Here is a 22,289-nt window from a genome sequence, read left to right as displayed (position 1 = left end):
AGTTTTGTATGGTTACCAGGATGTCGCAGAGAGCGGAGAATATTCATATATCTTCTATTGAGCGGATTGTTTCTCCCGAGGAGCTTAAGAGGGAGCTTCCTTTAACCAATGATGCTCTTGAGACTGTTGTTGCTGCAAGAAATACTATAGTTGATATTCTTGCCAAGAGGGATAGTCGTCCTGTTGGTTTTATTGGGCCTTGTTCTATCCATGATGTGAATGCAGCTTTGGATTATGCGGAGCGTTTTAAGAGGCTTAGGGAGAGGGTGGCTGATAAGCTTTTTCTTGTTATGAGGGTGTATTTTGAGAAGCCTAGGACTACTTTGGGATGGCGTGGGTTTATAATGGATCCGCGGCTTGATGGCTCATGGGATATTGAGACTGGTCTTAGAGAGGCAAGGCGTCTTCTTATTAAGATAAATGAGATGGGGGTTCCTGCTGGGTCGGAGCTTCTTGATGCTACTGTTCCTCAGTATATTGCAGATCTTATTTCTTGGGCTGCTATAGGTGCGCGTACTACTGAGTCTCAGACTCACAGGGATATGGCAAGTGGTCTTTCTATGCCTGTGGGGTTTAAGAATAGTACTGATGGCAGTATAGATACTGCTGTCAATGCCCTCAAGGCTTGTAGTTCTCCTCATAGTTTTTTGGGTATTGATCAGGATGGTCGTACTGCTGTTGTAAGGACTACGGGAAATGGTAATGCTCATATAATTTTGCGTGGTGGTAAGCATGGTCCCAATTATTATGAGGAGTTTGTGGAGTCTGCAGAGGATAAGCTTAGGGAGTCAGGGTTTGAGCCGGCTATTGTTATAGATTGTAGTCATGCTAACTCTGGTAAGAAGCATGTGAGGCAGGAGAGGGTTTTTAGGGCGTTTCTTGAGCAGCGTGTTTCTGGGAGGTCTTCTCTTATTGGTTTTATGCTTGAGAGTAATATCTATGAGGGGTGTCAGCCTATTCCTGATGATTTGTCCAAGCTGCGCTATGGTGTGTCTGTTACGGATGAGTGTATTGGTTGGGATAAGACAGAGGAGCTTGTGATGTCTGCTTATGAGCTTCTTTGATTGTTTTTTTATTGGTGCTGTTTGTGGGGCTGTCCTGTTTTGCAGGATGGCTTTTTTGCTTTTCTGCCGTAGGCAGGTATAAGCGCGCTTTTCTTTTGTGCTGTGCTTTTTGGGGCGCGCTTATACCGTTCGGTTTGTTTTTTTTAGAAGCCTACGTATCTTATCATTATGTAGAGCATTGATATTGCTAGGGATATGATTGTGAATCCTGCTCCGTATTTTGTGAATTCTATAAAGCTTATTTTGTAGCCGGATTTTGTTGCGATGCCTGCGCTTACTACGTTTGCTGATGCGCCTACTAATGTGCCGTTTCCTCCCAGGCATGCACCAAGTGCCAACGACCACCAGAGTGGAAGGATTGCTGTCGCTCCTATGGTTTGTCCTATGCCGTCTATCATGGGTATCATTGTTGCTACGTAGGGGATGTTGTCTACTATTGCAGAGAATATTCCCGAGAACCAGAGAACTACTATGGAGGTTAGTTTTATGTCGCCTCCTGTGAGTTTGAGGACCCATTGGGAAAGCATTTTTATTGCGCCTACTTCTACTAGTGCTCCTACCATTATAAAGAGGCCTAGGAAGAAGAATATTGTGCCCCATTCTACTTCGTGAAAGAATTTGTCTACTTCTTCTTCTCCTGTCAGGAGCATAAGGATGGCAGCGCCTGCCATGGCTATTGTTGCGGGTTCTAGTCCAAGTGCGCCATGGATGAAGAATCCTATTATTACTAGGCTTATGACTATTAGGGATTTTATGAGTAGTGTTTTGTTTGTTATTGCTTTTGTCTCGTCAATTTCCATTATGCGGGCTCTTCTCTCGTTGCTTACGTGCATTTTTCTGCCAAATACGAGCCATGCAAATGCTATGTATGCTGTAATGATTACAAGGATAACGGGGCCTAGGTTGGTGATAAATTGCATAAATGATAGGCCTGCTTTGCTTCCTATCATGATGTTGGGAGGGTCTCCTATTAGTGTGGCTGTGCCGCCTATATTGGATGCTATGGCGTCACTTATTACAAAGGGTAGGGGGGATATGCCCAGCTCAACTGCTATGAGTATTGTTATGGGGGTTAGTATCAGTACTGTGGTTACGTTGTCCAGAAGGGCTGAGAAGAAGGCTGTGATGAGTGCAAATAGGATTAGGATGTATACGGGGTTACCGCGTGTTATTTTTGCTGTTTTTAGTGCAACGTATTGAAAGAGTCCGGATTCTTTTGTTATTCCTACTATCACCATCATGCTTATGAGAAGCAGAATTACGTTCCAGTCTACGTGTTCTAAAAAGGCTGCGTCCTGGCTTATGAGTCCTGATAAGAGGAAGAGGCTTGCACCTATGAGCGCAAGAATTGTTTTGTTGATTTTTTCTAGAGATATAAGGATGTAGAGTACGCTAAATATTGTTATTGCAATGTATATGTGTGCAGGTGATATTATTGATGTTGTTTCCATTATTATACCCTCAATACTTTGTCCAAAATGTCCATTATGCTGACTACGCCGGCAAGTTTATTGTCTTTTGTGACTACTGCCACGTGTCTTCTCTGTTCTCTTGATATTTCAAAGGCAAGTTCTATTATGCTTGTGTCAGGATTTACAAGTGGGTGAGGTTTTTTCATTATGTCTTTTGCCTTAAGCTGTTCTTCTTTCTTTAATAGTTCTTCAAAGGGTTCAAATGATTTTAGAAATCTCAGGTTTCCTATCATGCTTGTGTATTGTGGTAATCCTATTTGTAGGATGTCAAACATCCTGATTTCTCCGAGGAGAGTGTTGTGATTGTCAGTAACAGGTATAAAGCTTGTATGGTTTTTTACAAAGAGATCTATTACTTCTTTTAATGATGTTTCCTCTTGTACGGCTATTACTTTGTCGCTCATTATGTCTGCTACTGTGATGCCTTTTTCTACTTCTATGTCGTTTTCTTTTATTATGTTTATTAACTGGTCTGCATTTTTTGTATCCAGCAGTTTTTGTCTTATTTGCTGATTTTTTATTAGTTTTGCTATTCCGCTTAGGGTGTTGAGATATGAAGAGGGTTTTGCCTTGGATGAGATTATCATTACCATTATTTTTACTGTTTTTTCTGCATAGATAAATGGTTCTTTGGGTATGCATATTGCTATTATGTGGTCGTCAAAATTATCCAGTCTTAGGTGTGGTACGCAGAGCCCGTCATCAAAGACTGTTGGTGCTTGTTTTTCTCTTTCTTTTACCAGGGTAAGGAGTTCTTGTGTGTTTTTTTCTTTTATGAGTGACTTTACCGAGTCAAGCAGCATAAGAGCAGCTTGGTCAAAGTCTGATACAGCTGAGTCTAGCTTGATGTACTCGGGATACAGATAACTAGAAAGTTTCATTTTATCCTCCTTTTGGGAGGATAGCATTGGGGTTTTTTTTGTGCAATGCTTTTGCAAAAAAAAAAGCCCCGCATAAGCGGGGTTGTGCCGCCGCGCAGAATCGAACTGCGGACACGAGGATTTTCAGTCCTCTGCTCTACCGACTGAGCTACAGCGGCACGTTATGTGCAGATATATATCAGCTTTTTTGTTTTGTGTCAAGTGTTGGTGTAAAAAAATCTGTTATAGGTTGTTTTTGTCGTATTTTGGTTTTTGTGTCTTTTTGTCGATAGAATTTGTATCATGGTTATGTTTAAGCGTTTTCTGTGTGTTGTGTGTTTTTCTTTTATTTCTTTTTTTGCTTTTTCTATTGATTTTGCTTATGGGCTTGCGGCGGGTCAAATGTACCGTGTTGTAGGGCTTGTGGAAGAGACTGTATCTGTGGGTGGACAGTCTTATTTTGCGCGTGTTCTCAATAAGAGTTCTATTTCTGTAGAGAAGGCCGAGGGAAATAGGGTTTTTTGCAAAGCTGTTTATGTTACGGCAGAGGAGTTCTCGGGACTTTCTCTTTCTGTGTTTAATAAGCAGGAGGATAGTGTAAGTGAGTACTGGATAGATAGGCTTGGAAATATGGAGATAGATGATTCTTATCGTTATCCTATTGTGAGGAATGTTCCTCTTTTCCCTGGAAGAGAATTGGAGGCTGGTGATGTGTGGTCTGCAAGCGGATATGAGGTGCACTATTTTGATGAGTTGGGTATAAAGGAGCCTTTTAAGTTTCCTGTTAATGTGAGTTATATTTATGTGGGGCCTGTTTCTGTGGATGGCAATGTTTTGCACCGGTTTGATGCAGAGTATCCTGTGTTTTATAGGAGAAAGGCTGAGGTTTCCAGTCCTGATGCTCCTGTTGAGATACGGGGATATTCTCGTCAGGAGCATTATTGGGATGTTGAGCGTGGTATGGATATGTTTTATAGGGAGGAGTTTTATTTTGCTCTTGTTCTCAACAATGGTGCTGTTTTTGAGTTTGATGGTAAGGCTAATGCAAAGGTGGTATGGGCAAGTCCTCTGGATAAGGCAGCTGTTGTGGATGCTGTGGAAAAGGATATAGACAGGCTTGATGTGCCCGATGCTTCTGTTGAGAGCACGGAGGAAGGGGTAAAGATTACTCTTGATAATATTAGGTTCCCTCCTGATTCTGCTGTGCTTTTACCGTCAGAACAGGATAAGTTAAAGAAGATTGCTGAAATTTTGCGTAAGTATCCAGACAGGGATCTTAAGATTGCAGGACATACTGCGCTTGCTGGTACTGCTGAGGGTAGACAGAAGTTGTCTATAGAGCGGGCAAGGGCTGTCGCTGAGTTTTTGCTGTCTCTTGGGGTAAGGTCTCCCGAGCAGATGCTGATAGAGGGGTACGGTGCAACGCGTCCTGTTGCAAGCAATGCGACAGAAGAAGGTAGAAAGAAAAATCGTCGTGTTGAGATTATTATTCTTGAGAACTAGTCGGCCGCAGGCAGGGCTTGCCTCAGAACTGTGGCAAGCCCGTTCGGTCTGTTTTGTTGCTTATAGTTTTTCTGGTGCTATTATTGTCCATTCTTCTCTTTCTCTGGGGCGTGCCAAAAGGGTTGCTGTTTGTGTGTTCCATTTTTTGTAGTGTTCTGTTTCTTTGTGTGCTTCTATTGCTTCTCTTGTTCTATAGGCTTCGTAGAACATGTATGTGCCTGGTTCTTCTTTGCTTCTTAAAAGGTCAAATCTTACTATGTCTTTTTCTTTGATTGAGTTTTCCTGATTGTATTTGCTTATTGTTTCAAACTCTTCTTCTTTGCCGGGTATTACCTGCATTTTTACTAGCTTTACGTACATGGTTGCCTCCTTGTCTTTATTATAGTGCCGGATGGGTTATTCTACAATGTTATAAAAAATGTAAAAAAGTTGAGAAAAATACTTTACTTTTTTTGTTTATTATCCTATATTATAACCAATCTTTCCTATAGGAGAAGTTATGAAGGTTTCTTCCAAGATTAGATATGCTTTGCAGGGGCTTCTTGATTTGGCTGAGCGTTACGGTGCTGCTGGACCTGTGTCTGTCAAGGAGCTTGCTGCACGACATGGTATATCCGAGAAGTTTCTGGAGGGTATTTTTTCTCAGTTGCGGGCTAAGGGGCTTGTGGATAGCATCAAGGGTAAAACGGGCGGATATCTTCTTGCTGATAGGCCGGAGAGGATTAGCTTGTTAGATGTGATGCTGGTTTTTGAGCCTTATGTTGTTTTTGATACTGATGCCAAGGATGATGCTGTGGATGTGCCAATATGGACAGAGCTTGAGCGGGATCTGAGAGAGCGGCTTTCTTCTCAGAGTCTTTCTGACCTTTTGCTTCTTATCAAGAAGGATAGAGGTGTTCTCAATTATGTAATCTAATTATGCCAGGGAGGATTTATGGCAGTTTATAACAATGTTTTGGAACTGGTGGGGAAAACCCCGCTGGTAAGGCTCAACAGGCTCTCAGAAGGGCTTGAGGCCGAGGTCTTGGTAAAGTTGGAGTATTTTAATCCACTTTCCAGCGTTAAAGACAGGATTGGCTACTCTATGGTAGTGGAGGCGGAGAAAAAAGGGCTTATCCGTCCAGGTGCAACTATAGTGGAGGCTACTAGCGGCAATACTGGTATTGCGCTTGCATATGTTGGTGCTGTCAAGGGCTACAAGGTTGTTCTTACTATGCCTGAGAGCATGAGTATAGAGCGTCGCAGATTGCTTGCTGCGCTTGGTGCGGAGCTTGTTCTCACTCCCGCAGAAGAGGGTATGAGTGGTGCTGTAAAGAAAGCTGAGGAAATCGTCAAGACACGCGATAGTGCCTTTCTTGCCAGACAGTTTGAGAATCTTGCTAATCCTGAGATTCACTATAAGACTACCGGTCCTGAGATATGGGAGGATACTAACGGCGGAGTTGATATATTTGTCGCAGGAGTTGGTACAGGTGGCACAATAACGGGAGCTGGCCGATTTTTTAAAGAAAAAAACAAGAGTATCAAACTTGTTGCGGTTGAACCTGTGGATTCCCCCGTACTGTCCGGAGGGCAGCCCGGACCACATCTTATACAGGGTATAGGTGCAGGATTTATACCCTCTGTGCTGGATACGGGTATTATAGATGAGATAGTGCAGGTTGCCTCGGAGGATGCTGGCGAGGTTTCCCGAGCGCTTGCAAAAAAAGAAGGAATCTTTGCAGGAGTATCGGCAGGTGCCAATGTGTGGGCAGCTTTAGAACTTGCAAAAAGACAAGAGAATAAGGGAAAAACAATAGTAGCTGTTGTGCCTGATACTGGTGAGCGTTATCTGAGCACATGGCTTTTTGAAGAATAATTGTGCGATACGCATAAAACACAGGAGGATAAAATGAAATTTGAAACATTAGCTTTACATGCTGGACTGTCAAGAGAAGACAATCCACCCAGCCGTGCATATCCGGTGCACAGAACAACTTCTTACCTTTTTCGAGATGCGGAACATGCAGCAAATCTATTTAGTCTCAAGGAGCTTGGCTTTATTTATACGCGTCTCCAGAATCCTACTCAGGATGTGCTTGAGCAGAGAATTACGGCTCTTGAGGGCGGAGCTGGAGCACTGGCAGTCGCCTCGGGAACAACAGCTATTTTCTATTCTATAATCAATATAGCAACAAATGGAAGTGAGATTGTAGCAAGCAAATATCTGTATGGCGGAACATTTACGATGTTTAACAACATTCTGCCCGATTATGGTATAACCGTCAGATTTGTGGACCCTTATAACCTTGCAGAGGTTGAAGCTGCAATCAATGATAAGACAAGAGCAGTATACACGGAGACAATAGGCAATCCTACACTGGATTTACCCGATCTGGGTGCTCTTGCAGACCTTGCACACAAGTACGGCCTGCCCCTAATAGTTGACTCCACTTTTACAACGCCAAGTCTCCTACGCCCCATAGAGCACGGAGCAGACATAGTAGTGCACTCCCTTACCAAGTGGATAGGCGGACATGGCACAGCCATAGGCGGCATAGTCGTGGACTCTGGCAAGTTTAACTGGAAGGACAACCCACGCTTCTCCACACTCAATGAGCCTGATGATAGCTATCATGGACTAAGATACGCCCATGACCTTGGCGACCTTGCCCCGCTTGCATACATACTAAGGATGAGACTAGTTCCCCTTAGAAACCTAGGTGGAGCGATCTCCCCCGACAACGCCTGGATATTTCTGCAGGGAATAGAGACCTTGCCCTTGCGCATGGAAAGACACAGCCAAAATGCAGCAAAAGTCGCCGAGTTTCTCAAAGACCACCCACAGGTAGAATGGGTACGCTATCCGGGCCTTGCTGGTGATAAATCATATAAAAACGCAACCAAGTACCTCAAAAACGGATTTGGAGGAATGGTTGTCTTTGGCATAAAAGGCGGACTGGAGGCAGGCAAAAAGTTTATCAACTCACTGGAACTCTTTTCTCACGTTGCCAATGTAGGTGACGCCAAGTCACTTGCAATACACCCCTCCAGCACCACGCACTCGCAACTCTCAGAAGAACAGCAGAAAGCCGCAGGCATAGACCCGTCGCTTGTAAGACTTTCGGTAGGCATAGAAAACATAGATGACATAATAGACGATCTTAAAAAAGGCTTTGCTGCAGCAAAATAAATTTAAAAACAAGTAAACCGAACGCAGGAGGACGCTTAAACAGCGTCCTCCTGCTGCCTTTGGCAAAAGCACATAACAAAGACTCCATTATTTCTAATTAAATAGTGTTTAAATCATTATAGAAAATATTTTCTTGACACGGCAAAGTAGCAGTGTTATTATGTTTGCGAAAACATAGAGCGTAGAAGGAGGGGTGTATTATGAGGCTGCACATTAAAAACATCTTTTTGATGTTGTTTTTTGTATCCTATAGTAATATTTTTACACTGGGAAAATTAGAAGAAATAGAAACCCAAATGTGGATTACTGCACCGGATGAAGGCAAATATCTGGAAGAAATAGAAATACCTGCTCTCACTGATGAAGCTGATTTTTATATCAACATAGATGAAAATAAGAGTTATCAGAAAATCGATGGTTTTGGTGCTTCTATGACAGAATCTTCTGCCTACGTGCTCTCAAGCCTTCCTGACAAAGAGAGGAACTCCCTTATGAGAGAACTCTTTGACCCGGATAAAGGGCTTGGGATAAGTCTTCTTAGACAGCCTATGGGTGCACCTGATTTTGCACTCTCTTTATACACCTATGATGATACTCAGGACAACAGTGATGATTTTGAGCTCGCACATTTTTCAATAGAAAGAGATCGAGAATATATAATCCCTCTTCTAAAACAAGCTATAGAAATAAATCCTGGTCTTCGTATTATGGCATCTCCATGGAGTCCTCCTGCCTGGATGAAGACTGGTAAAAGCCTTATAGGCTCGGAGGGGGGTAGGTTGAGAAGTGATTGCTATCAAGTGTATGCCGACTATTTTGTAAAATTCATTCAGGCATATCAAAATGAAGGAATAAAAATTACTGCTGTAACCCCTCAAAATGAGATAGAGTATGCTCCTTCTCTTTATACGGGAATGCTTATGTCAGCTGAAGAACAGGCAGAATTTATATCTACGTATTTGGCACCAGCATTTATTTCTGCAGGCCTTAATGTAAAAATCTTCTGTTATGACCATAACTGGGATGGGATAGAGACAGTAAAAAGCATACTTTCCCATGATTCTGCAAGAAACAATATATATGGTGTTGCCTGGCATCACTATGGAGGTAGCCCAGAGGCAATGAGCGAGATTGCAAAAATATACAGAGATAAAATAATGTGGGTGACAGAAGCTGGTAATGGAAGATGGATATGGGGAGGTAGTTTCTCTGGTACTTTTAGAGAAGGGATGAGAGAGGCTGTTGATGTTTTTAGAAATTATACTTCTGCATTAATTCTTTGGAATATTGCTCTTGATCAGAACAATGGACCTATAGTTTTTACTAATAATGCTAATTATGGACTTGTAGAGATAGAGGTTGATTCTGCTTCACAAAAGGGCAGCATAAAAGAAAAAAAATCCGGATGGTATTTTCTGGGACATTTTTCTAAGTTTGTAAAAACTGGGGCAGTGCGGATAGATTCTAATGACAGGGCGGGTAGATTTTTTAACCACGTAGCTTTTAAAAATCCGGATGGAAGTATTGTTGTTGTGCTTTTCAATCCTCTTTTTACTTCCCAGAAGGGTATAATAAGTATAAAGGGTAATAAGATACCTGTTGATATGCCTGCCGGCGCCGGGATTAGCATATTTGTAAAGCCGTTTGAAAAATAGGCAAAAGAAGAGCCTCGGGGAGTCTTAAGGGGGTGTTTGTATAGGCAAAAACATGCTTTTTCCTTATCTCTTCCGGGGTGTTGCCGGCTGTTATGGCCGGCTTTTTATTGTGCCGGAGGCAGCACAGGACGCGTTAGCGTCCTTGTGCGTTCGATAAAAATTTAGGAGAGCTAATTTTTTGTATATTTTGTTTTAGTTGTGATTTTGTTGTTTTTAAAATTATCGATTTTGTATGCTTGATATGCAGGGCTTCCTGATTATAAGGAAAGGATTATCAATGCGCTTCCCAGCAAGTCAGTGGATTTTATTTGTTTCTCATCTTTTTGTGTTTACTTGATATTTTAAGTTTTGTTTTTAAAAATTGTTTTATACTTTTGTTATGGTTTTAAGAGTGATTAATTTTTTTTGTGCCTTGCTATTGTTGGTACTTGTTAACATAATTATGGATAGTTATGGAATATGGTGTTTTTTATAGGATAATAGAAGGGTTTTCTGCTGTTGGCTTGAGAAGTAGGCAGGCAGAGCTGTTGATGGTTCCCCAGCTTGGAGGGCGTATTGTCAGTCTTGTGGGGCTTAAGTCTGGCAGGGAGTGGCTTTGGCATAGGGAAAAGCAGGGTTGGTTGTGGGAAAATAATGCGGGAGATGACTTTGCATTGAGTCCGCAGGCCGGAATTGATGAGTGCATACCTACGGTTGCACCGTGCTGTTTTAAGGGAAGACTGTTGCCAGATCATGGTGAGGTTTGGTATAAGGGGTGGGAACTTGACTCTTCTGCCCTTGCGCGCGGAGTTATTTGCTCAAGGGTTGTGCTGGATGTTTCTCCTTTTGTTTTTGAGCGTTGTATAAGTATTGATAGTGATGGTTCTTTCTTGCTGGATTATAAGCTTGAAAATTGGGGAATAGAGGATGAGCCTTTTATATGGAGTCTTCATCCTCTTAAGAGCATAAAAGAAGGGGATTATCTTGTTCTTCCTGATGAGATAGATTTTATCAGGCTTGATGGGGGGCTTGGGGTTCCCATACAAAGAGGTGATGTATGGGCTTATCCTGAGCCTTTTTCTGGTATAAGGCTTGATAGGTTGCAGGTTCCGGGGGATGGTAGTGAGCTTTGTGTTAAGGGTTTTGCAGGACCTTTGAAACACGGCTGGGCTTCTGTTTGCAATGATAATACGGCTGATTCTATTAAGATAAGTTGGGATGCCGATGTTATTCCTTATCTTGGTATTTGGATAAACCGGGGACTCGGCGGTGCTCATCATGTGGGGCTTGAGCCTTGTACGGGAATTCCTGATTCTCTTGCGATTGCGGCCAATGAGTGGAAAACAGTAGAGACTATAGCTCCTTCCCAAAAGTTAAGATGGCGTATCAAGATAGAGATTTTATAGGGCAAAGCATATTTTGTGTTTTTTATATATACCGAACGGTAGAACCGCTCAGTTTTTTTGTCTGCTTTAATGGTGTGCGGTTCTGCCTGTTGTTTTATAGGATGTACTAAGTAAGGTTCTGTTAAAATCGGCTTTTATATTGTATTTTGGATGATTCTTGTTATTATTGTAGGACTTGTTTTCTTGCACTTTTTCTTTGTGCCGGAGGCAGGAGTGACCTGTGTTTTGCTTTTCTTTGTCTGAGCGGTCACGACGTTCGGTATTAATTCTTTTTGATTTTATGGTTTAATTATTTTATTATTTATGATATTAGTTTTTTATATTGTTTGCGGGGTGTTTTATGGATGTAAAGATTATTGGTATATGCGGCGGTTCCGGGTCCGGTAAGACTACTATTGTCAAGAAGATTACAGAGGTTTTTGATGATTTTGTGTTTATTGCTCAGGATAATTATTATAAGTCTGCCGGGCATGTTGGTAATGATAATATTACTGCGTTTAATTTTGATCATCCGGATGCTTTTGATATGGATTGGATTTATAACAATTTGCTTGGGCTTAAGCAGGGTAAGGCTGTTGAAGCGCCTGTGTACGATTTTGTAACTCATACGCGTAAGAAGGAGACTAGGACTATAGAGCCGCATAGTCTCATCATCTTTGAGGGGATTATGGTTTTTACTGACAGCAGGATACGTGATTTGCTGGATCTTAAGATTTATGTGGATACTCCAGATGATATACGTTTTATAAGGAGGCTCAAGCGGGATATTGCAGAGAGAGGACGTACTGTTGATTCTGTCATAGAGCAGTATTTGTCTATGGTACGGCCGGGGCATTATGAGTTTATAGAGCCTACCAAGATTTATGCGGATATTATCATACCGGAGGGTGGTTATAACGAGAATGCGTTGGGTGTTCTTCTGTCATATCTCAAAACTTTGGTTTGATTGTGCGTTTTTTGATGTTATATTTTTTGCAGGAAGTGAGATATAAGTTTTGTTATTGTTCTTATGTCTGCTTCTGGTTCTTCTTCTGATACTTTTTCTGCTATTTCTTTTGTTATTTGTGTTATTTCGTGTTTTGTAAGTGGTGAGCTTTTTCCTATCATTGATTTTTCTGTTTCTGGATATCTGTATGGGGGATTGTACGGAGTTTTTATGCTTATTCGTATTGCTGATATGAGATTGTCTTCTTTATGGGCGAGTCCATAGAGATTTATGCTTGCTGTCGTAAAGGCTCCGGGGAATTTTATATATTCTTGAATTTCCCAGTTGCTTATAGGAATTCTTATTCTAGTGAGGATTTCTCCTTCTTCCAGAGTTGTAAATCCTGTTGTATTTCTTATGTCAGATACAGGAATCCATCTTGTATGGTTTGTTTTTCTTATCTCTGCTGTTGCGTTTAGAAGCGTTAGTGCTCCGTGTATATCATAGGTTTTGTCCGGTATACATAGGTTTCCGCCTATTGTAGCTTGTGTGCGTGCGGGAGCAGGGCATCCAAGGAGTATGCTTTTTTTGAGAAGAAGAGGTATGTTTGGGGAGGGAATGGAGAGTATTGCGCTAAGTGCTTTTCCTGCTCCTATCTCCAAATAGCGTTCTGTTTTTATGATTCTTTTTATTTCTCTTATATTCCCAAGAACTATGACAGGTCCCTGATAATGTTGCCATGTTTCTGTTCTTGAGAGTTCGACTGAGCCGGCTGTAAGTATTGCTTCCGGTCTTTTGTTATAAAGCAGAAGTGCATCTTGGAGATCTCCTGGATAATATATTTGCAGGTTATCTTGTTTTATCATGTCTTTTTTCTCTCTCTTTCTGTATCTCAAGTATCACAGATGCATAGTCTTTTTTACTTATGCAGGTGCAGTTTATTCCTGATATCTGGTCAGATATATTTTTTTCTTCCATTATATTATGAGCATTTTCAAGTATGCTGTGGGCGAGAAGTATTCTGGCCGGAGCACATGCTGGGCATGGAAAAACTTTTTTTGCAAGAAATATCTTTTCTATTTCTTTGTATTCTTCTGTTGTGGAAAACCCCTGTATTGTGAATATTTCTTTTTTCTGTATCATAAAAACAGGAACAAGGCAGGAGAGAGCATATTGTCCCGATATAGTAACCCCACAGTTTCCACAATATCCTTTATCACAGTTACCTTTTATGTTTATTATCTTGAGTGTTTCTTTAAGAAAAGTTTTTAAACTGATAGCAGGGTTTGTTTCTCTCTTTATCTCTATGTTATCTATCTTGCAGGTTAAAAGCATTATTCCTCCTCTCCTGTTATGACAGGGATAGTGCTTATATCTTTATTGTATAGCTGTGATAGAGCTATTGTTATTGCAGAAGGGATTAGCGAAAAAGGAAGATTTGCTGCCGGTAGGGGTGTTATTCTGTTGCTAGCTACAAATTTTATGTCTATTTCAGTATTGATAAATGCTTCTTCTGCAAAAAGGTAAGATTCGGGATTGGATGACAGGTCTTTATTTTTGCTTATGCTTTGTTTTAATGCCAGTATGCTGTTTTGTCGTATTATTTTTTTTAATTGTCTCTTATTTATTATTTTCCCTGCATCTATAACTATGCTTATTTTTTCTATTTGGGGATACATATCTGTCTCTTTCTTACTCACCTCTGCAACACAGCTTGCCCACGAGGTTTTTACGGGTGGAATAATATAACCCAAAGGTCCGGTATAATCTGTTTTTTCCGATTGTGTTATTCTTACGGCTATAGGGAGGGGGGTTCTAAAACGCTGTTTCTGGGTTTTTTTGCATATTTTTTCTATAAGAGGAGTTATGCCTGCAATATTGTTTCCCATAAAAGATGGTGCGCAGGAACTGCTTGAGCCCTCAAAAGTTGTATGCAGTTTTATTTTTTCGATAGGTGTATTGAGCATAGTGCTTATTGTTTTTTTCCATTCCATAGGAAGCAGCTTATCACCCGGAACATATGGTGTCTCCAGTATTATTGTTCCATCAACGTCCATAAGGAGGGAGAGAGTATATTTTTTTAGTTTTGGCGGAATGGTGATAAAGCCGTGCCATGAGCTTGCCAAAGAGAGACCTATACCTTTTCTTACATATCCATGCTCTTTGTTATAATTATATGCGTATATCTTTCTGGCAAAGTCGGTATTTTTTCTTATTATCTCCAGTGTTGCTTTTGCAGGATGTGTTTTTTTTCCCGTTGCAGTAAGCAGTGATAGTCTTAGTTCATAAGGATCAAGATTGGCTTTTTTTGCTATGCTGTCTATCATTGTCTCAAGTGCAGAAGATAGCTGAGAATCTATGAGACCTGCAAAAAAACCTGTAGGTGTTATGTTTGTTCTTACTGTCCTTGCTGTAATGGTCATATTTTTACATCTGTATCTTGATACGATAAGAGAAATACACCGTTCCACCATCTCTCTACTAAAAGGAGCAATATACCCTGTATTTATTGATGCTGTTACAGATAGCTCTTTTATTGTGTTTTGATTTATTATAGCTTTGTAGCAAAAAGAAATAGCAGGACTTTTACTGCCGTAGAGACTGCTTTCTATAGGCGGAATAAAAATCCTTGCTGGTTGGTTTGTTCCTATTGCAATTACAGCCGCATATACGGATGCCATGATAGGGCTCAGGATATCTGCATCATAAGCATTTTCTCTGCTGTACTGGTGTATTATTATAGAATTCTCTTTTATCTTGCAGGCCTTAGCTACGGCTGTTCTGAGCAATGCAGGCCAAGGACAATCCGTAATAATGTTTACTGTATCATTATGTAGATATACGACGCTGCAGTCGGCATCCACGGGAGGTTTTGTCTCCTGGGATATAAAAACTTTTCCTTCTATTTTTTTGCCATCTATTGTATCTCCAGGTTTACCTCTGGTTATTGTTCTTACATTCTCTATCTGATTTCCTGATGGATTATCTATGGACAAAACAGCAGGCAGTTCCTTATATTTTACCCGTATTTTTGATATCTCTTCTTTTGCCCTGTTTCTGTCGCGGGAATATGCAAGCAGAATAGGCTGTCCTTGATAAAACACCTTGTTTTTTGCAAGGAGAGGAATAGACTGTTCCAAAATAACAGTGCTATCTGATGGGATATCAGAAGCTCCCAGTACTACAACATCAGGATCAGGGTGCGTTGGAAAAATTATTTCCTCTATTTCCGCATGTCTTCTAGAAGAACGCAACAGGACTATATCCAACATGTCCGGAAGGACCACGTCTGCGGGAGTAAGTACAGAACCTGTAAGAATCTTTCTCACACTGTTTAACATTATAATATCTTCCTGTAAAACCGGTCTCCTATTTCCTTAAGACTTGATATAACCCTGTATATCTCTTCATCGGATAGAGAAGGGTAGATAGGCAGACTAAAGGAGCGGAGATACACCCTATAAGATACCGGAAATTCATCGGGACTGAGATTGTACCTATTCCGATAATAAGGCATAAGGAACAGCGGAATAAAATGAACCGAACATCCCACGCCTTTTTCTGCCATAAGTCTTACAAACTCATCACGGCCGATAGAAAGTCTGTTCTCATCTATACCCACAACAAAAAGATGCCAGGCGTGCTCATCCGCATCCTCAGGGAGAATAAAATAATCCCTGTCAGAAAGAGCTTCCCTGTAAATGCGAGCGATTCTCTCTCTTTTTTTCTTAAACAACACAGCCTTTTTTAGCTGCACTCTTCCTATTGCAGCTAACAAATCTGGCATATTGTACTTATAACCCGCCTCTATCACCTGATAAAACCACGCACCAGGCGAGCTCGTGTATCTATCCCAAACCCGCCTGTCTATACCATGCAACCTCATAAGAGAAACCCTCTCTGCTACATCATCCCTATCCGTTACCAGCATTCCCCCCTCACCGGTAGTAATCGTCTTAGTAGCATAAAAAGAAAAAACCCCTGCATCTCCAGCCGCACCCAGAAACTTCTCTCCGTATCGCACAGGAAAAGCATGAGCCGCATCTTCCAGAACAGAAGCCCCGCATGAGGCAGCAAGATTGACAATAGCCTCCATATCCGCCCCTCTACCTGCAAAATGCACAGGCACAATAGCAGCAACACGATTTGCATACTTATCCAGCACCCGCTCTAACTCGGACACAGAAATGCACATAGAACCCTCATCTATATCGCAAAAAATAAGCTCGGCCCCCACATGTCGTGCTACCTCGGCTGTAGCAGCAAACGTGTAAGGAGTAGTCACAACAAAAGACCCCTCTCTGGCACCCAGAGCATCCAGTCCCAGATGCAAACCGGCCGTTGCTGATGACACTGCGAGCGCATGCTTGACCCCAAGGAAATCGGCAAACTCGCGCTCAAAAGCTTCTGACTCCGGACCAGTAGTTAGCCAGCCGCTCCTCATCACATGCAGAACAGCCTGCTCTTCCTCCTCAGAAAGACAAGGACGTGCAAAAGGAATAAAACCCCTCTCAGCCATTAACACTCCCCAAAAAATAATATGCCGAACGGGCACGGAGCTTTGCTCGTGCCCTTTTTACCCTCCGAAATTGTTGGAAAAAACCCGATAATGTTCAAAATACTCAGTAAGAACAGACTTTAAGAAATCTCTATTTCTAAAAAGCTCGTATTTACCTTCTACGGGAAAACACACAGGATAAAGCCTGTCCAGAAGAGAAGTAATATCTAGGGCAGAAGACCCCATTCTTGCAACCTTGAGAATACCAGGATAAGGAGTACTCTCAAAACACTCATTGGAAGCAATAAGCTTCTCTTCCTCTTTCTCACCAGGCCTAAGGCCGATATACTCTATCTTAATATCCTCATAAGGAACAAAACCATAAAACCTTATAAGCTGCTCTGCAAGGTCAACAATCCTTATAGGCTCACCCATCTCCAGCACAAAAAGAGCCCCCTTCTCTGTAACACCGCCAGCCTTGAGTATGAGAGAAGCAGCCTCTGGAATAGTCATAAAGAATCTAGAAGCATTCTTGCTGGTAATAGTAACCGGGCCTCCGGTTAAAATTTGTTTCTTAAAAAGCGGAAGAATACTCCCTCTGGAACCAAGCACATTGCCAAATCTGACAACCATATAAGCACAAGAAGAACCGGAAGAAGAAAGTACAATCTCTTCTGCTATACGCTTGGAACAACCATATACACTCACAGGCTCCACTGCCTTGTCCGTTGACACAAGAACAAAACGCTCCGTACCCGCCTCATGTGCAGCATCCACAATATTCTTGGTGCCAAAAACATTATTTTTTATAGCCTCTACGGGATTCTCCTCCATAAGAGGAACATGCTTATGGGCAGCACAATGAAAAACAACATCGGCTTTAAGCTTCTTTAAAATATATCGCATAAAATCCCTATCCTGGAGTTCCCCTATGACAGGCACAATAGCAGCCTTCTCTCCGACCCCTTCTTTTTGCAGTAACCTAAGCTCTCTCTCTGTCTCATAGATACTATTTTCCCCATGACCGAAAAGATACAACCTCTGTACTCCACCCGATAGGAGTTGCCTTGCAAGCTCGCTTCCTATACTTCCTCCAGCACCTGTTATAAGAACTCGCTTTCCCCTGAGGTAGGCAAGAGCCTCGGACAAATTGAGTGTAACAGGCTCGCGGGGAAGAATATCAACAGGATCCACTTCTTTTGTCTGTATCAAGTGAGCATCACCATCAAGAATCTGAGAAACAGTTGGAAGAATCCTTATCCGTCTGAAACCCACAGATTTGAGACTGAAATATATATTTTTTAACACAGAACGCTGAGCACCTGGCATGGCAATAAGAGCTTCGTCCTCCTGTTTATTACCCAAAACAGGCAGAACATCATCTATGGGACCCAGCACCGGTGTTCCCAAAATCTTTTTGCCAATCTTAGCAGCATCATCATCAAGAAAAGCCGCAACAGTACCGAATATCCCCTTATCCATAATCTCTCTTGCTATGGCAGTACCTGCAATACCGGCACCTATTATATATATCCTGTGCTGCTTATCTCTGCTCATATCAACACCATCCGTAACCTAATCTATAATAAGAGACTATCACAGAGCAAGATGAGCTGCAACTCATATATTATGTTAAATACTTCTCCTCATATACCGATAGAGAAGAGAAGGAGAAGAATAAACATGTCAAAAAAAGCACTTCTTCTTATATACTTTTTTATTCTCATTGGTGTTATGTTTGCACAGAACATATGGCAAGGGAATGCCACTGTATCTCAGTATGGAGAATTCCCTCCGGAGGGATACTATGGAGCATCCAATGCTTTCCCCGTAAACAGTATAGTAGAAGTTACCAACATAGAAAATGGAAAAACAACCAGAGTAATCATAACCAGAGGTCTGAGTGAAGAAGGGCTTCTTCTCCTTCTGTCTGCAGATGCTGCACGCGAGCTGGAAGTACCTGTTGGCAGCATAGCAAGGATAAAGGCAAAAGTTTCCCCCATAAACCAGACAGAAAAATCCTCTGGTAACAGCGGTAAAAATGCAGTAAAAGACGTTGACTTGAACCCTGCTGTAACCATACCTCAGGAAATAATAGATAATCCCCCAACCCCCACACCACCACCATGGGAAGCAATAGTTTCCCTTGACAAACCCAAAGCAACGGACTCCTCAGAGGAAGTACTCCTTGATTCCTCTCTTATAGCGCCGGAAGAAAGCATTATACCTGCTCCTACACCAGAGCCCACATCTACACCTAAGCCAGTTGTCATAAGACCAGAGCCTGTGGAAACACCAACTCCTGTACCTGCACCCACTCCTACTCCTTCTGCTATGCCTACTGTTGCAGCTACACTCACCCCCGAGACGCCGGAAACCACTCTGGAGTCACCAAAAGCAGAAGAAGAGCAGACTGCAGCAGAACTTAGCGTAGAGCCATCCATAGCAGCACCTGCCTCCAGTCCGACACCAGCCCCTGTAGCAGAAAAAACACCAGTCCCCACAACAGAGCCAATAAACATACTGGCTGCAAAAAAAACAGAATCACCCATATCCGGCACAATAGAAAAACTCACACAAAGAACGCCATTAAAAACCCTTGCTATACCTCCTAGAAAGGAAAACCCCTTTGTCTTTTTGCCTGAGCCCAAGCTGCTTGTGGATCTGACAGACAAGGATATAGTTAACCTTCCAGAAGTACCACTTCCGCAAGAAGAAATCCCTCAGATAAGTATGGAAAACCTAAGAGCCAAAAAACAGGAAGATTATATACCATCACTCACAGAACCTGTTATTATTGCAGAAAGCGAGGAAAGTCCCACGGTAGAAGAAGGGCCATCTATATCCTTTTTTGAACCATCTCCGCCGCCTTTTGATGTGGATATACCCCTTGTAGAGCCAGACCAGCTTCTCAAAGAAGAAGTAGCCGACCTTCCAATAGAACAACCCTCCATACCTGATACAGCTCTGGTAGTGCCGCAAGAAGAACCTTTGCTTACAAAAGAAGAAATAGCAGAAACAAGCATGCCACAGCCTACACAGACTCCTACGGACATTCCCCCTTCAGGAGAGAATATGGAGCTTTCTCTTGTCCCTGCAGAAGAAAGACCTCCTTCTCCCGAGCATACACATGCCCCATCTGAAGAGGACCTTATAATAGAAGGTATAGTTGACGCACTATCCCAATCTCCAACACCTACCCCAACTCCAAGTCCGGCACCTGATACAGCAGCTACCACCATTCCAACTCTTGCAAAAGAATTGCCGCTTGTAAAGTCTCTTAAAAAAGGCTACTACTACGTACAACTAGGAGCATATAAAACAACAGAATCAGCATTAAAAATGGTTAACAGGATGGGCATAACCTATCCTGTGATAGCCATCCCCCTTGAAAAAGACGGAAAAATAATCTATCGCATACTGGTGGGCCCGCTTAACCATGACGAGAGCGGTACTCTTGTCTACTGGTTTAAGGCTCAGGGCTTTAAAGACGTCTTTATCCAGCGGGGAGAGTGATGGATGAAAAAGAAATAAAAAAAGAGATGGACAGGCTTATTTCCGTACTGGAAAAAGCCAATTATCAGTATTATGTACTGGGAAGACCTGAGCTAACCGACAATGAGTACGACAGTCTTCTGGAAAAACTCAAAAGACTGGAAGAAAAATATCCTCATCTAGCAAGAGAAGACTCTCCAACAAAAAGGGTAGGTTCTGATCTTGCATCGGATTTCCCAGAAGTAGAGCATAGCATACCCGTATTAAGCCTTGATAAAGCATATAGCACTTTAGACGTACGTGCATGGATTGACAGGATAAGAAAAACAGAGACAGGTGATTTTGCTATAACAGCAGAAGAAAAAATAGATGGAATCTCACTTGTTCTTTATTATCGCAATGGACTTCTTTCTCAGGCTGTGACACGTGGCAACGGCAGAAAAGGCAACGACATAACAGCCAATGCAAAAACCATAAGGCAAATCCCTCTCTCCATACCGGTACAAGAAGAAGTAATAGTCAGAGGAGAAGTATACCTACCAGTGCGATTCTTTGACGAGATAAACAAAAAAATGGAAGTTCCGTATGCCAATCCCAGAAACCTTGCAGGAGGTGTTCTAAGAAGAATAAAAAGCAGCGAAGTTGCAGCTGTCCCCTTGCACTTTTTTGCATATGAGGCAATCTTTGACTCGGCTCCGGATAGCTATAGTGATATTCTTAACCTTTTGAGAGAATGGAAGTTCTCCGTAAACGACAATTTTTTTAGAGCTGATACCAGCTTGGGATATGATAAATTATTTTCTGCCATAGAAGAATTTATAAAAAAAGAAACAGAACGGAGAGATTATCTTGATTATCAAATTGACGGCCTAGTATTTAAGTTGGACAGCATATCCATGAGAGAACGTCTTGGTCATACAGAGCATCATCCCAGATGGGCAATCGCCTATAAGTTTGAAGCACCACAGGCAGTAACTGAGCTGCTAAGGATAGACGTACAGGTAGGCCGCACGGGAAGACTCACGCCCGTAGCAAGACTAAAACCCGTGGAGCTTTCCGGCTCTGTTATCTCCAACGTAACATTGCATAATCAGGATTATGTACAGGCTCTTGAGCTTTCCCCCGGAGACATAGTAGGCATATCCAAGAGAGGCGATGTAATCCCAGCAATAGAAAAAGTAGTTGAAAAAGCAGAAAACTCCCCTCCTGTCTGGTCTATGCCACAAACTTGTCCTGTTTGTGGCTCACAAGTTGAGAAAAAAGGTTCTCACCACTTTTGCAGCAATTTTGACTGTCCTGCTCAAATAAAAGGCAGACTCAAGTTCTTTGTAAGTCCCAGACAAATGGACATAGCAGTACTTGGGAACGAAACCATAGAGTACCTTGTTGACAAAGGACATATAAAAAATATCTCTGACTTGTATTATTTTGATTATACTGTTCTTATATCTGAGCAAGGATTTGGTGAAAAAAAGATTTCTCAGATAATAAAAGGCATAGAAGACAGTAAAAAACTGCCTTTCTCCCGCCTGCTTATTGCTCTTGGCATCCCTGATATAGGTCCATCTGTGGTAAAAGCTCTTGTAGACAACAACCTTGCAGACATAGATGAGCTCAAAAAAATAGCAGAAGAACGAGACATAACACGTCTTACAGCCATTGAGGGGGTAGGAGAATCCACTGCAAACCAGCTCATAAAGTGGTTTTCTGATGAGCGTTTTCTGTCAGAGCTTGAGAGCCTACAGAAAGCCGGCTTTTCTCTTAGAGAGAAGCCCGAGGAGAAAAAGGACGGTATCTTTAGCGGTCAGACATGGTGTATCACAGGCAGCTTTAACAACTTTAACCCCCGTTCCAAAGCACAGAAACTTATAGAAGATAACGGTGGCAAAGTCACATCTACTGTATCAGGCAAAACTACCCATCTTCTTGCAGGAGAATCTGCAGGCTCCAAACTTGCAAAAGCCAGGGAGCTTGGCATCAAAATCGTTACAGAAGATGAGTTTATTTCTATGCTTGATTCTGTAAAAAACTCTGACAAAAATAAAAATCAGCAGCCAGAACTTTTTTAAAATACACTGATAAACCGAACGTGAGATGACGCATAGCATCATCTCACTGCCTATGGCGGAAGATGGATATTCTGTATTGCTGAATATTTCGCAGCATATATGCCACAGGCAGGAGGGGCGCACCCTCCTGCCTGTTTTACCATATGGGTGCGTTCCCGACGTTCGGTATAAATTAAAGACTTTTATAAAAA

The 22,289-nt window shown here is 41.9% G+C and carries 18 protein-coding genes and 1 tRNA gene; 10 read left to right on the top strand and 9 right to left on the bottom strand.

Features of this window, described 5'->3' with window-relative positions; all coding sequences use genetic code 11:
- The first annotated feature begins 8 nt into the window (after window positions 1-8).
- Window positions 9-1,064 carry a 3-deoxy-7-phosphoheptulonate synthase gene (locus tag WKV44_05385; protein ID MEM5947968.1) on the top strand — a complete coding sequence of 352 codons (1,056 nt, stop codon included), beginning with the start codon at window positions 9-11 and terminating at the stop codon, window positions 1,062-1,064.
- A 143-nt stretch (window positions 1,065-1,207) separates the two neighbouring features.
- On the opposite strand, the gene WKV44_05380 is transcribed toward WKV44_05385, so the two are convergent.
- The 3 genes from WKV44_05380 to WKV44_05370 all read right to left on the bottom strand — a co-directional run bounded on the left by WKV44_05380 (window position 1,208) and on the right by WKV44_05370 (window position 3,575).
- Window positions 1,208-2,515 carry an ArsB/NhaD family transporter gene (locus WKV44_05380; GenBank protein ID MEM5947967.1) on the bottom strand — a complete coding sequence of 436 codons (1,308 nt, stop codon included), beginning with the start codon at window positions 2,513-2,515 and terminating at the stop codon, window positions 1,208-1,210.
- 2 nt (window positions 2,516-2,517) lie between these two features.
- Window positions 2,518-3,417, bottom strand: a complete 900-nt coding sequence (locus WKV44_05375) for a CBS domain-containing protein (GenBank protein ID MEM5947966.1) — start codon at window positions 3,415-3,417, stop codon at window positions 2,518-2,520.
- A gap of 85 nt (window positions 3,418-3,502) precedes the next feature.
- A tRNA-Phe gene (locus WKV44_05370) sits at window positions 3,503-3,575 on the bottom strand.
- A gap of 124 nt (window positions 3,576-3,699) precedes the next feature.
- On the opposite strand from WKV44_05370, the gene WKV44_05365 reads away from it, so the two are divergent.
- Window positions 3,700-4,899 carry an OmpA family protein gene (locus WKV44_05365; protein MEM5947965.1) on the top strand — a complete coding sequence of 400 codons (1,200 nt, stop codon included), beginning with the start codon at window positions 3,700-3,702 and terminating at the stop codon, window positions 4,897-4,899.
- A 60-nt stretch (window positions 4,900-4,959) separates the two neighbouring features.
- Here the strand turns inward: WKV44_05365 and WKV44_05360 are convergent, their stop codons facing one another.
- Complete coding sequence (locus WKV44_05360; GenBank protein MEM5947964.1) at window positions 4,960-5,259, bottom strand: putative quinol monooxygenase; 300 nt, start codon at window positions 5,257-5,259, stop codon at window positions 4,960-4,962.
- A 139-nt stretch (window positions 5,260-5,398) separates the two neighbouring features.
- On the opposite strand from WKV44_05360, the gene WKV44_05355 reads away from it, so the two are divergent.
- From WKV44_05355 to udk, 6 genes are all read left to right on the top strand, one after another.
- Complete coding sequence (locus tag WKV44_05355) at window positions 5,399-5,815, top strand: Rrf2 family transcriptional regulator (GenBank protein ID MEM5947963.1); 417 nt, start codon at window positions 5,399-5,401, stop codon at window positions 5,813-5,815.
- An 18-nt stretch (window positions 5,816-5,833) separates the two neighbouring features.
- Complete coding sequence (cysK, locus tag WKV44_05350) at window positions 5,834-6,757, top strand: cysteine synthase A (GenBank protein ID MEM5947962.1); 924 nt, start codon at window positions 5,834-5,836, stop codon at window positions 6,755-6,757.
- Window positions 6,758-6,790: 33 nt separating this feature from the next.
- Window positions 6,791-8,071, top strand: a complete 1,281-nt coding sequence (locus WKV44_05345; GenBank protein MEM5947961.1) for an O-acetylhomoserine aminocarboxypropyltransferase/cysteine synthase family protein — start codon at window positions 6,791-6,793, stop codon at window positions 8,069-8,071.
- Between the two features lie 200 nt (window positions 8,072-8,271).
- Window positions 8,272-9,726, top strand: a complete 1,455-nt coding sequence (locus tag WKV44_05340; GenBank protein ID MEM5947960.1) for a glycoside hydrolase family 30 beta sandwich domain-containing protein — start codon at window positions 8,272-8,274, stop codon at window positions 9,724-9,726.
- Between the two features lie 452 nt (window positions 9,727-10,178).
- Window positions 10,179-11,111 (top strand): hypothetical protein, encoded by a 933-nt coding sequence (locus tag WKV44_05335; protein MEM5947959.1) that lies wholly within the window; start codon window positions 10,179-10,181, stop codon window positions 11,109-11,111.
- Between the two features lie 340 nt (window positions 11,112-11,451).
- Complete coding sequence (gene udk / locus WKV44_05330) at window positions 11,452-12,057, top strand: uridine kinase (protein ID MEM5947958.1); 606 nt, start codon at window positions 11,452-11,454, stop codon at window positions 12,055-12,057.
- A 17-nt stretch (window positions 12,058-12,074) separates the two neighbouring features.
- Here the strand turns inward: udk and WKV44_05325 are convergent, their stop codons facing one another.
- The 5 genes from WKV44_05325 to WKV44_05305 are packed head-to-tail and all read right to left on the bottom strand — an operon-like array spanning window position 12,075 to window position 18,091.
- Window positions 12,075-12,932 carry an FAD binding domain-containing protein gene (locus tag WKV44_05325; protein ID MEM5947957.1) on the bottom strand — a complete coding sequence of 286 codons (858 nt, stop codon included), beginning with the start codon at window positions 12,930-12,932 and terminating at the stop codon, window positions 12,075-12,077.
- Complete coding sequence (locus tag WKV44_05320; GenBank protein MEM5947956.1) at window positions 12,886-13,371, bottom strand: 2Fe-2S iron-sulfur cluster-binding protein; 486 nt, start codon at window positions 13,369-13,371, stop codon at window positions 12,886-12,888. The genes WKV44_05325 and WKV44_05320 overlap by 47 nt, the downstream gene beginning before the upstream one ends.
- Window positions 13,371-15,377 carry a molybdopterin cofactor-binding domain-containing protein gene (locus tag WKV44_05315; protein MEM5947955.1) on the bottom strand — a complete coding sequence of 669 codons (2,007 nt, stop codon included), beginning with the start codon at window positions 15,375-15,377 and terminating at the stop codon, window positions 13,371-13,373. Before WKV44_05315 ends, WKV44_05320 begins: the two co-directional genes overlap by 1 nt.
- Window positions 15,377-16,555: a DegT/DnrJ/EryC1/StrS aminotransferase family protein gene (locus WKV44_05310; protein MEM5947954.1), complete on the bottom strand. Its 1,179-nt coding sequence runs from the start codon at window positions 16,553-16,555 to the stop codon at window positions 15,377-15,379. The genes WKV44_05315 and WKV44_05310 overlap by 1 nt, the downstream gene beginning before the upstream one ends.
- Before the next feature lie 57 nt (window positions 16,556-16,612).
- Entirely contained in the window at window positions 16,613-18,091 is a 1,479-nt protein-coding gene (locus WKV44_05305; protein MEM5947953.1) for a nucleoside-diphosphate sugar epimerase/dehydratase, read from the bottom strand.
- Between the two features lie 126 nt (window positions 18,092-18,217).
- Here WKV44_05305 and WKV44_05300 point away from each other — a divergent pair, with 126 nt between their 5' ends.
- Both WKV44_05300 and ligA read left to right on the top strand, forming a co-directional pair.
- A complete protein-coding gene (locus WKV44_05300; protein ID MEM5947952.1) occupies window positions 18,218-20,050 on the top strand; it encodes an SPOR domain-containing protein in 1,833 nt (610 codons plus the stop codon).
- On the top strand, window positions 20,050-22,098 hold the full coding sequence (gene ligA / locus WKV44_05295) for an NAD-dependent DNA ligase LigA (protein ID MEM5947951.1): 2,049 nt from the start codon (window positions 20,050-20,052) through the stop codon (window positions 22,096-22,098). Before WKV44_05300 ends, ligA begins: the two co-directional genes overlap by 1 nt.
- Window positions 22,099-22,289 lie beyond the last annotated feature (191 nt).

The sequence above is a fragment of the Spirochaetia bacterium 38H-sp genome (genome assembly GCA_039023545.1).
Classification (GTDB): domain Bacteria; phylum Spirochaetota; class Spirochaetia; order Winmispirales; family Winmispiraceae; genus Rarispira; species Rarispira pelagica.
Note: the sequence above shows the minus strand (reverse complement) of the source record. Positions and strands in the feature narration are given on the sequence as shown.

Bases quoted from the DNA above. Each gene is read 5' to 3' on its own strand.
- cysK (MEM5947962.1), top strand. From the start codon at position 5,834: ATGGCAGTTTATAACAATGTTTTGGAACTGGTGGGGAAAACCCCGCTG.
- WKV44_05340 (MEM5947960.1), top strand. From the start codon at position 8,272: ATGAGGCTGCACATTAAAAACATCTTTTTGATGTTGTTTTTTGTATCC.
- WKV44_05360 (MEM5947964.1), bottom strand. From the start codon at position 5,259: ATGTACGTAAAGCTAGTAAAAATGCAGGTAATACCCGGCAAAGAAGAA.
- WKV44_05380 (MEM5947967.1), bottom strand. From the start codon at position 2,515: ATGGAAACAACATCAATAATATCACCTGCACACATATACATTGCAATA.
- ligA (MEM5947951.1), top strand. From the start codon at position 20,050: ATGGATGAAAAAGAAATAAAAAAAGAGATGGACAGGCTTATTTCCGTA.
- WKV44_05300 (MEM5947952.1), top strand. From the start codon at position 18,218: ATGTCAAAAAAAGCACTTCTTCTTATATACTTTTTTATTCTCATTGGT.
- WKV44_05320 (MEM5947956.1), bottom strand. From the start codon at position 13,371: ATGCTTTTAACCTGCAAGATAGATAACATAGAGATAAAGAGAGAAACA.
- WKV44_05305 (MEM5947953.1), bottom strand. From the start codon at position 18,091: ATGAGCAGAGATAAGCAGCACAGGATATATATAATAGGTGCCGGTATT.
- WKV44_05365 (MEM5947965.1), top strand. From the start codon at position 3,700: ATGGTTATGTTTAAGCGTTTTCTGTGTGTTGTGTGTTTTTCTTTTATT.
- WKV44_05315 (MEM5947955.1), bottom strand. From the start codon at position 15,377: ATGTTAAACAGTGTGAGAAAGATTCTTACAGGTTCTGTACTTACTCCC.
- WKV44_05385 (MEM5947968.1), top strand. From the start codon at position 9: ATGGTTACCAGGATGTCGCAGAGAGCGGAGAATATTCATATATCTTCT.
- WKV44_05375 (MEM5947966.1), bottom strand. From the start codon at position 3,417: ATGAAACTTTCTAGTTATCTGTATCCCGAGTACATCAAGCTAGACTCA.
- udk (MEM5947958.1), top strand. From the start codon at position 11,452: ATGGATGTAAAGATTATTGGTATATGCGGCGGTTCCGGGTCCGGTAAG.
- WKV44_05335 (MEM5947959.1), top strand. From the start codon at position 10,179: ATGGAATATGGTGTTTTTTATAGGATAATAGAAGGGTTTTCTGCTGTT.
- WKV44_05355 (MEM5947963.1), top strand. From the start codon at position 5,399: ATGAAGGTTTCTTCCAAGATTAGATATGCTTTGCAGGGGCTTCTTGAT.
- WKV44_05310 (MEM5947954.1), bottom strand. From the start codon at position 16,555: ATGGCTGAGAGGGGTTTTATTCCTTTTGCACGTCCTTGTCTTTCTGAG.
- WKV44_05345 (MEM5947961.1), top strand. From the start codon at position 6,791: ATGAAATTTGAAACATTAGCTTTACATGCTGGACTGTCAAGAGAAGAC.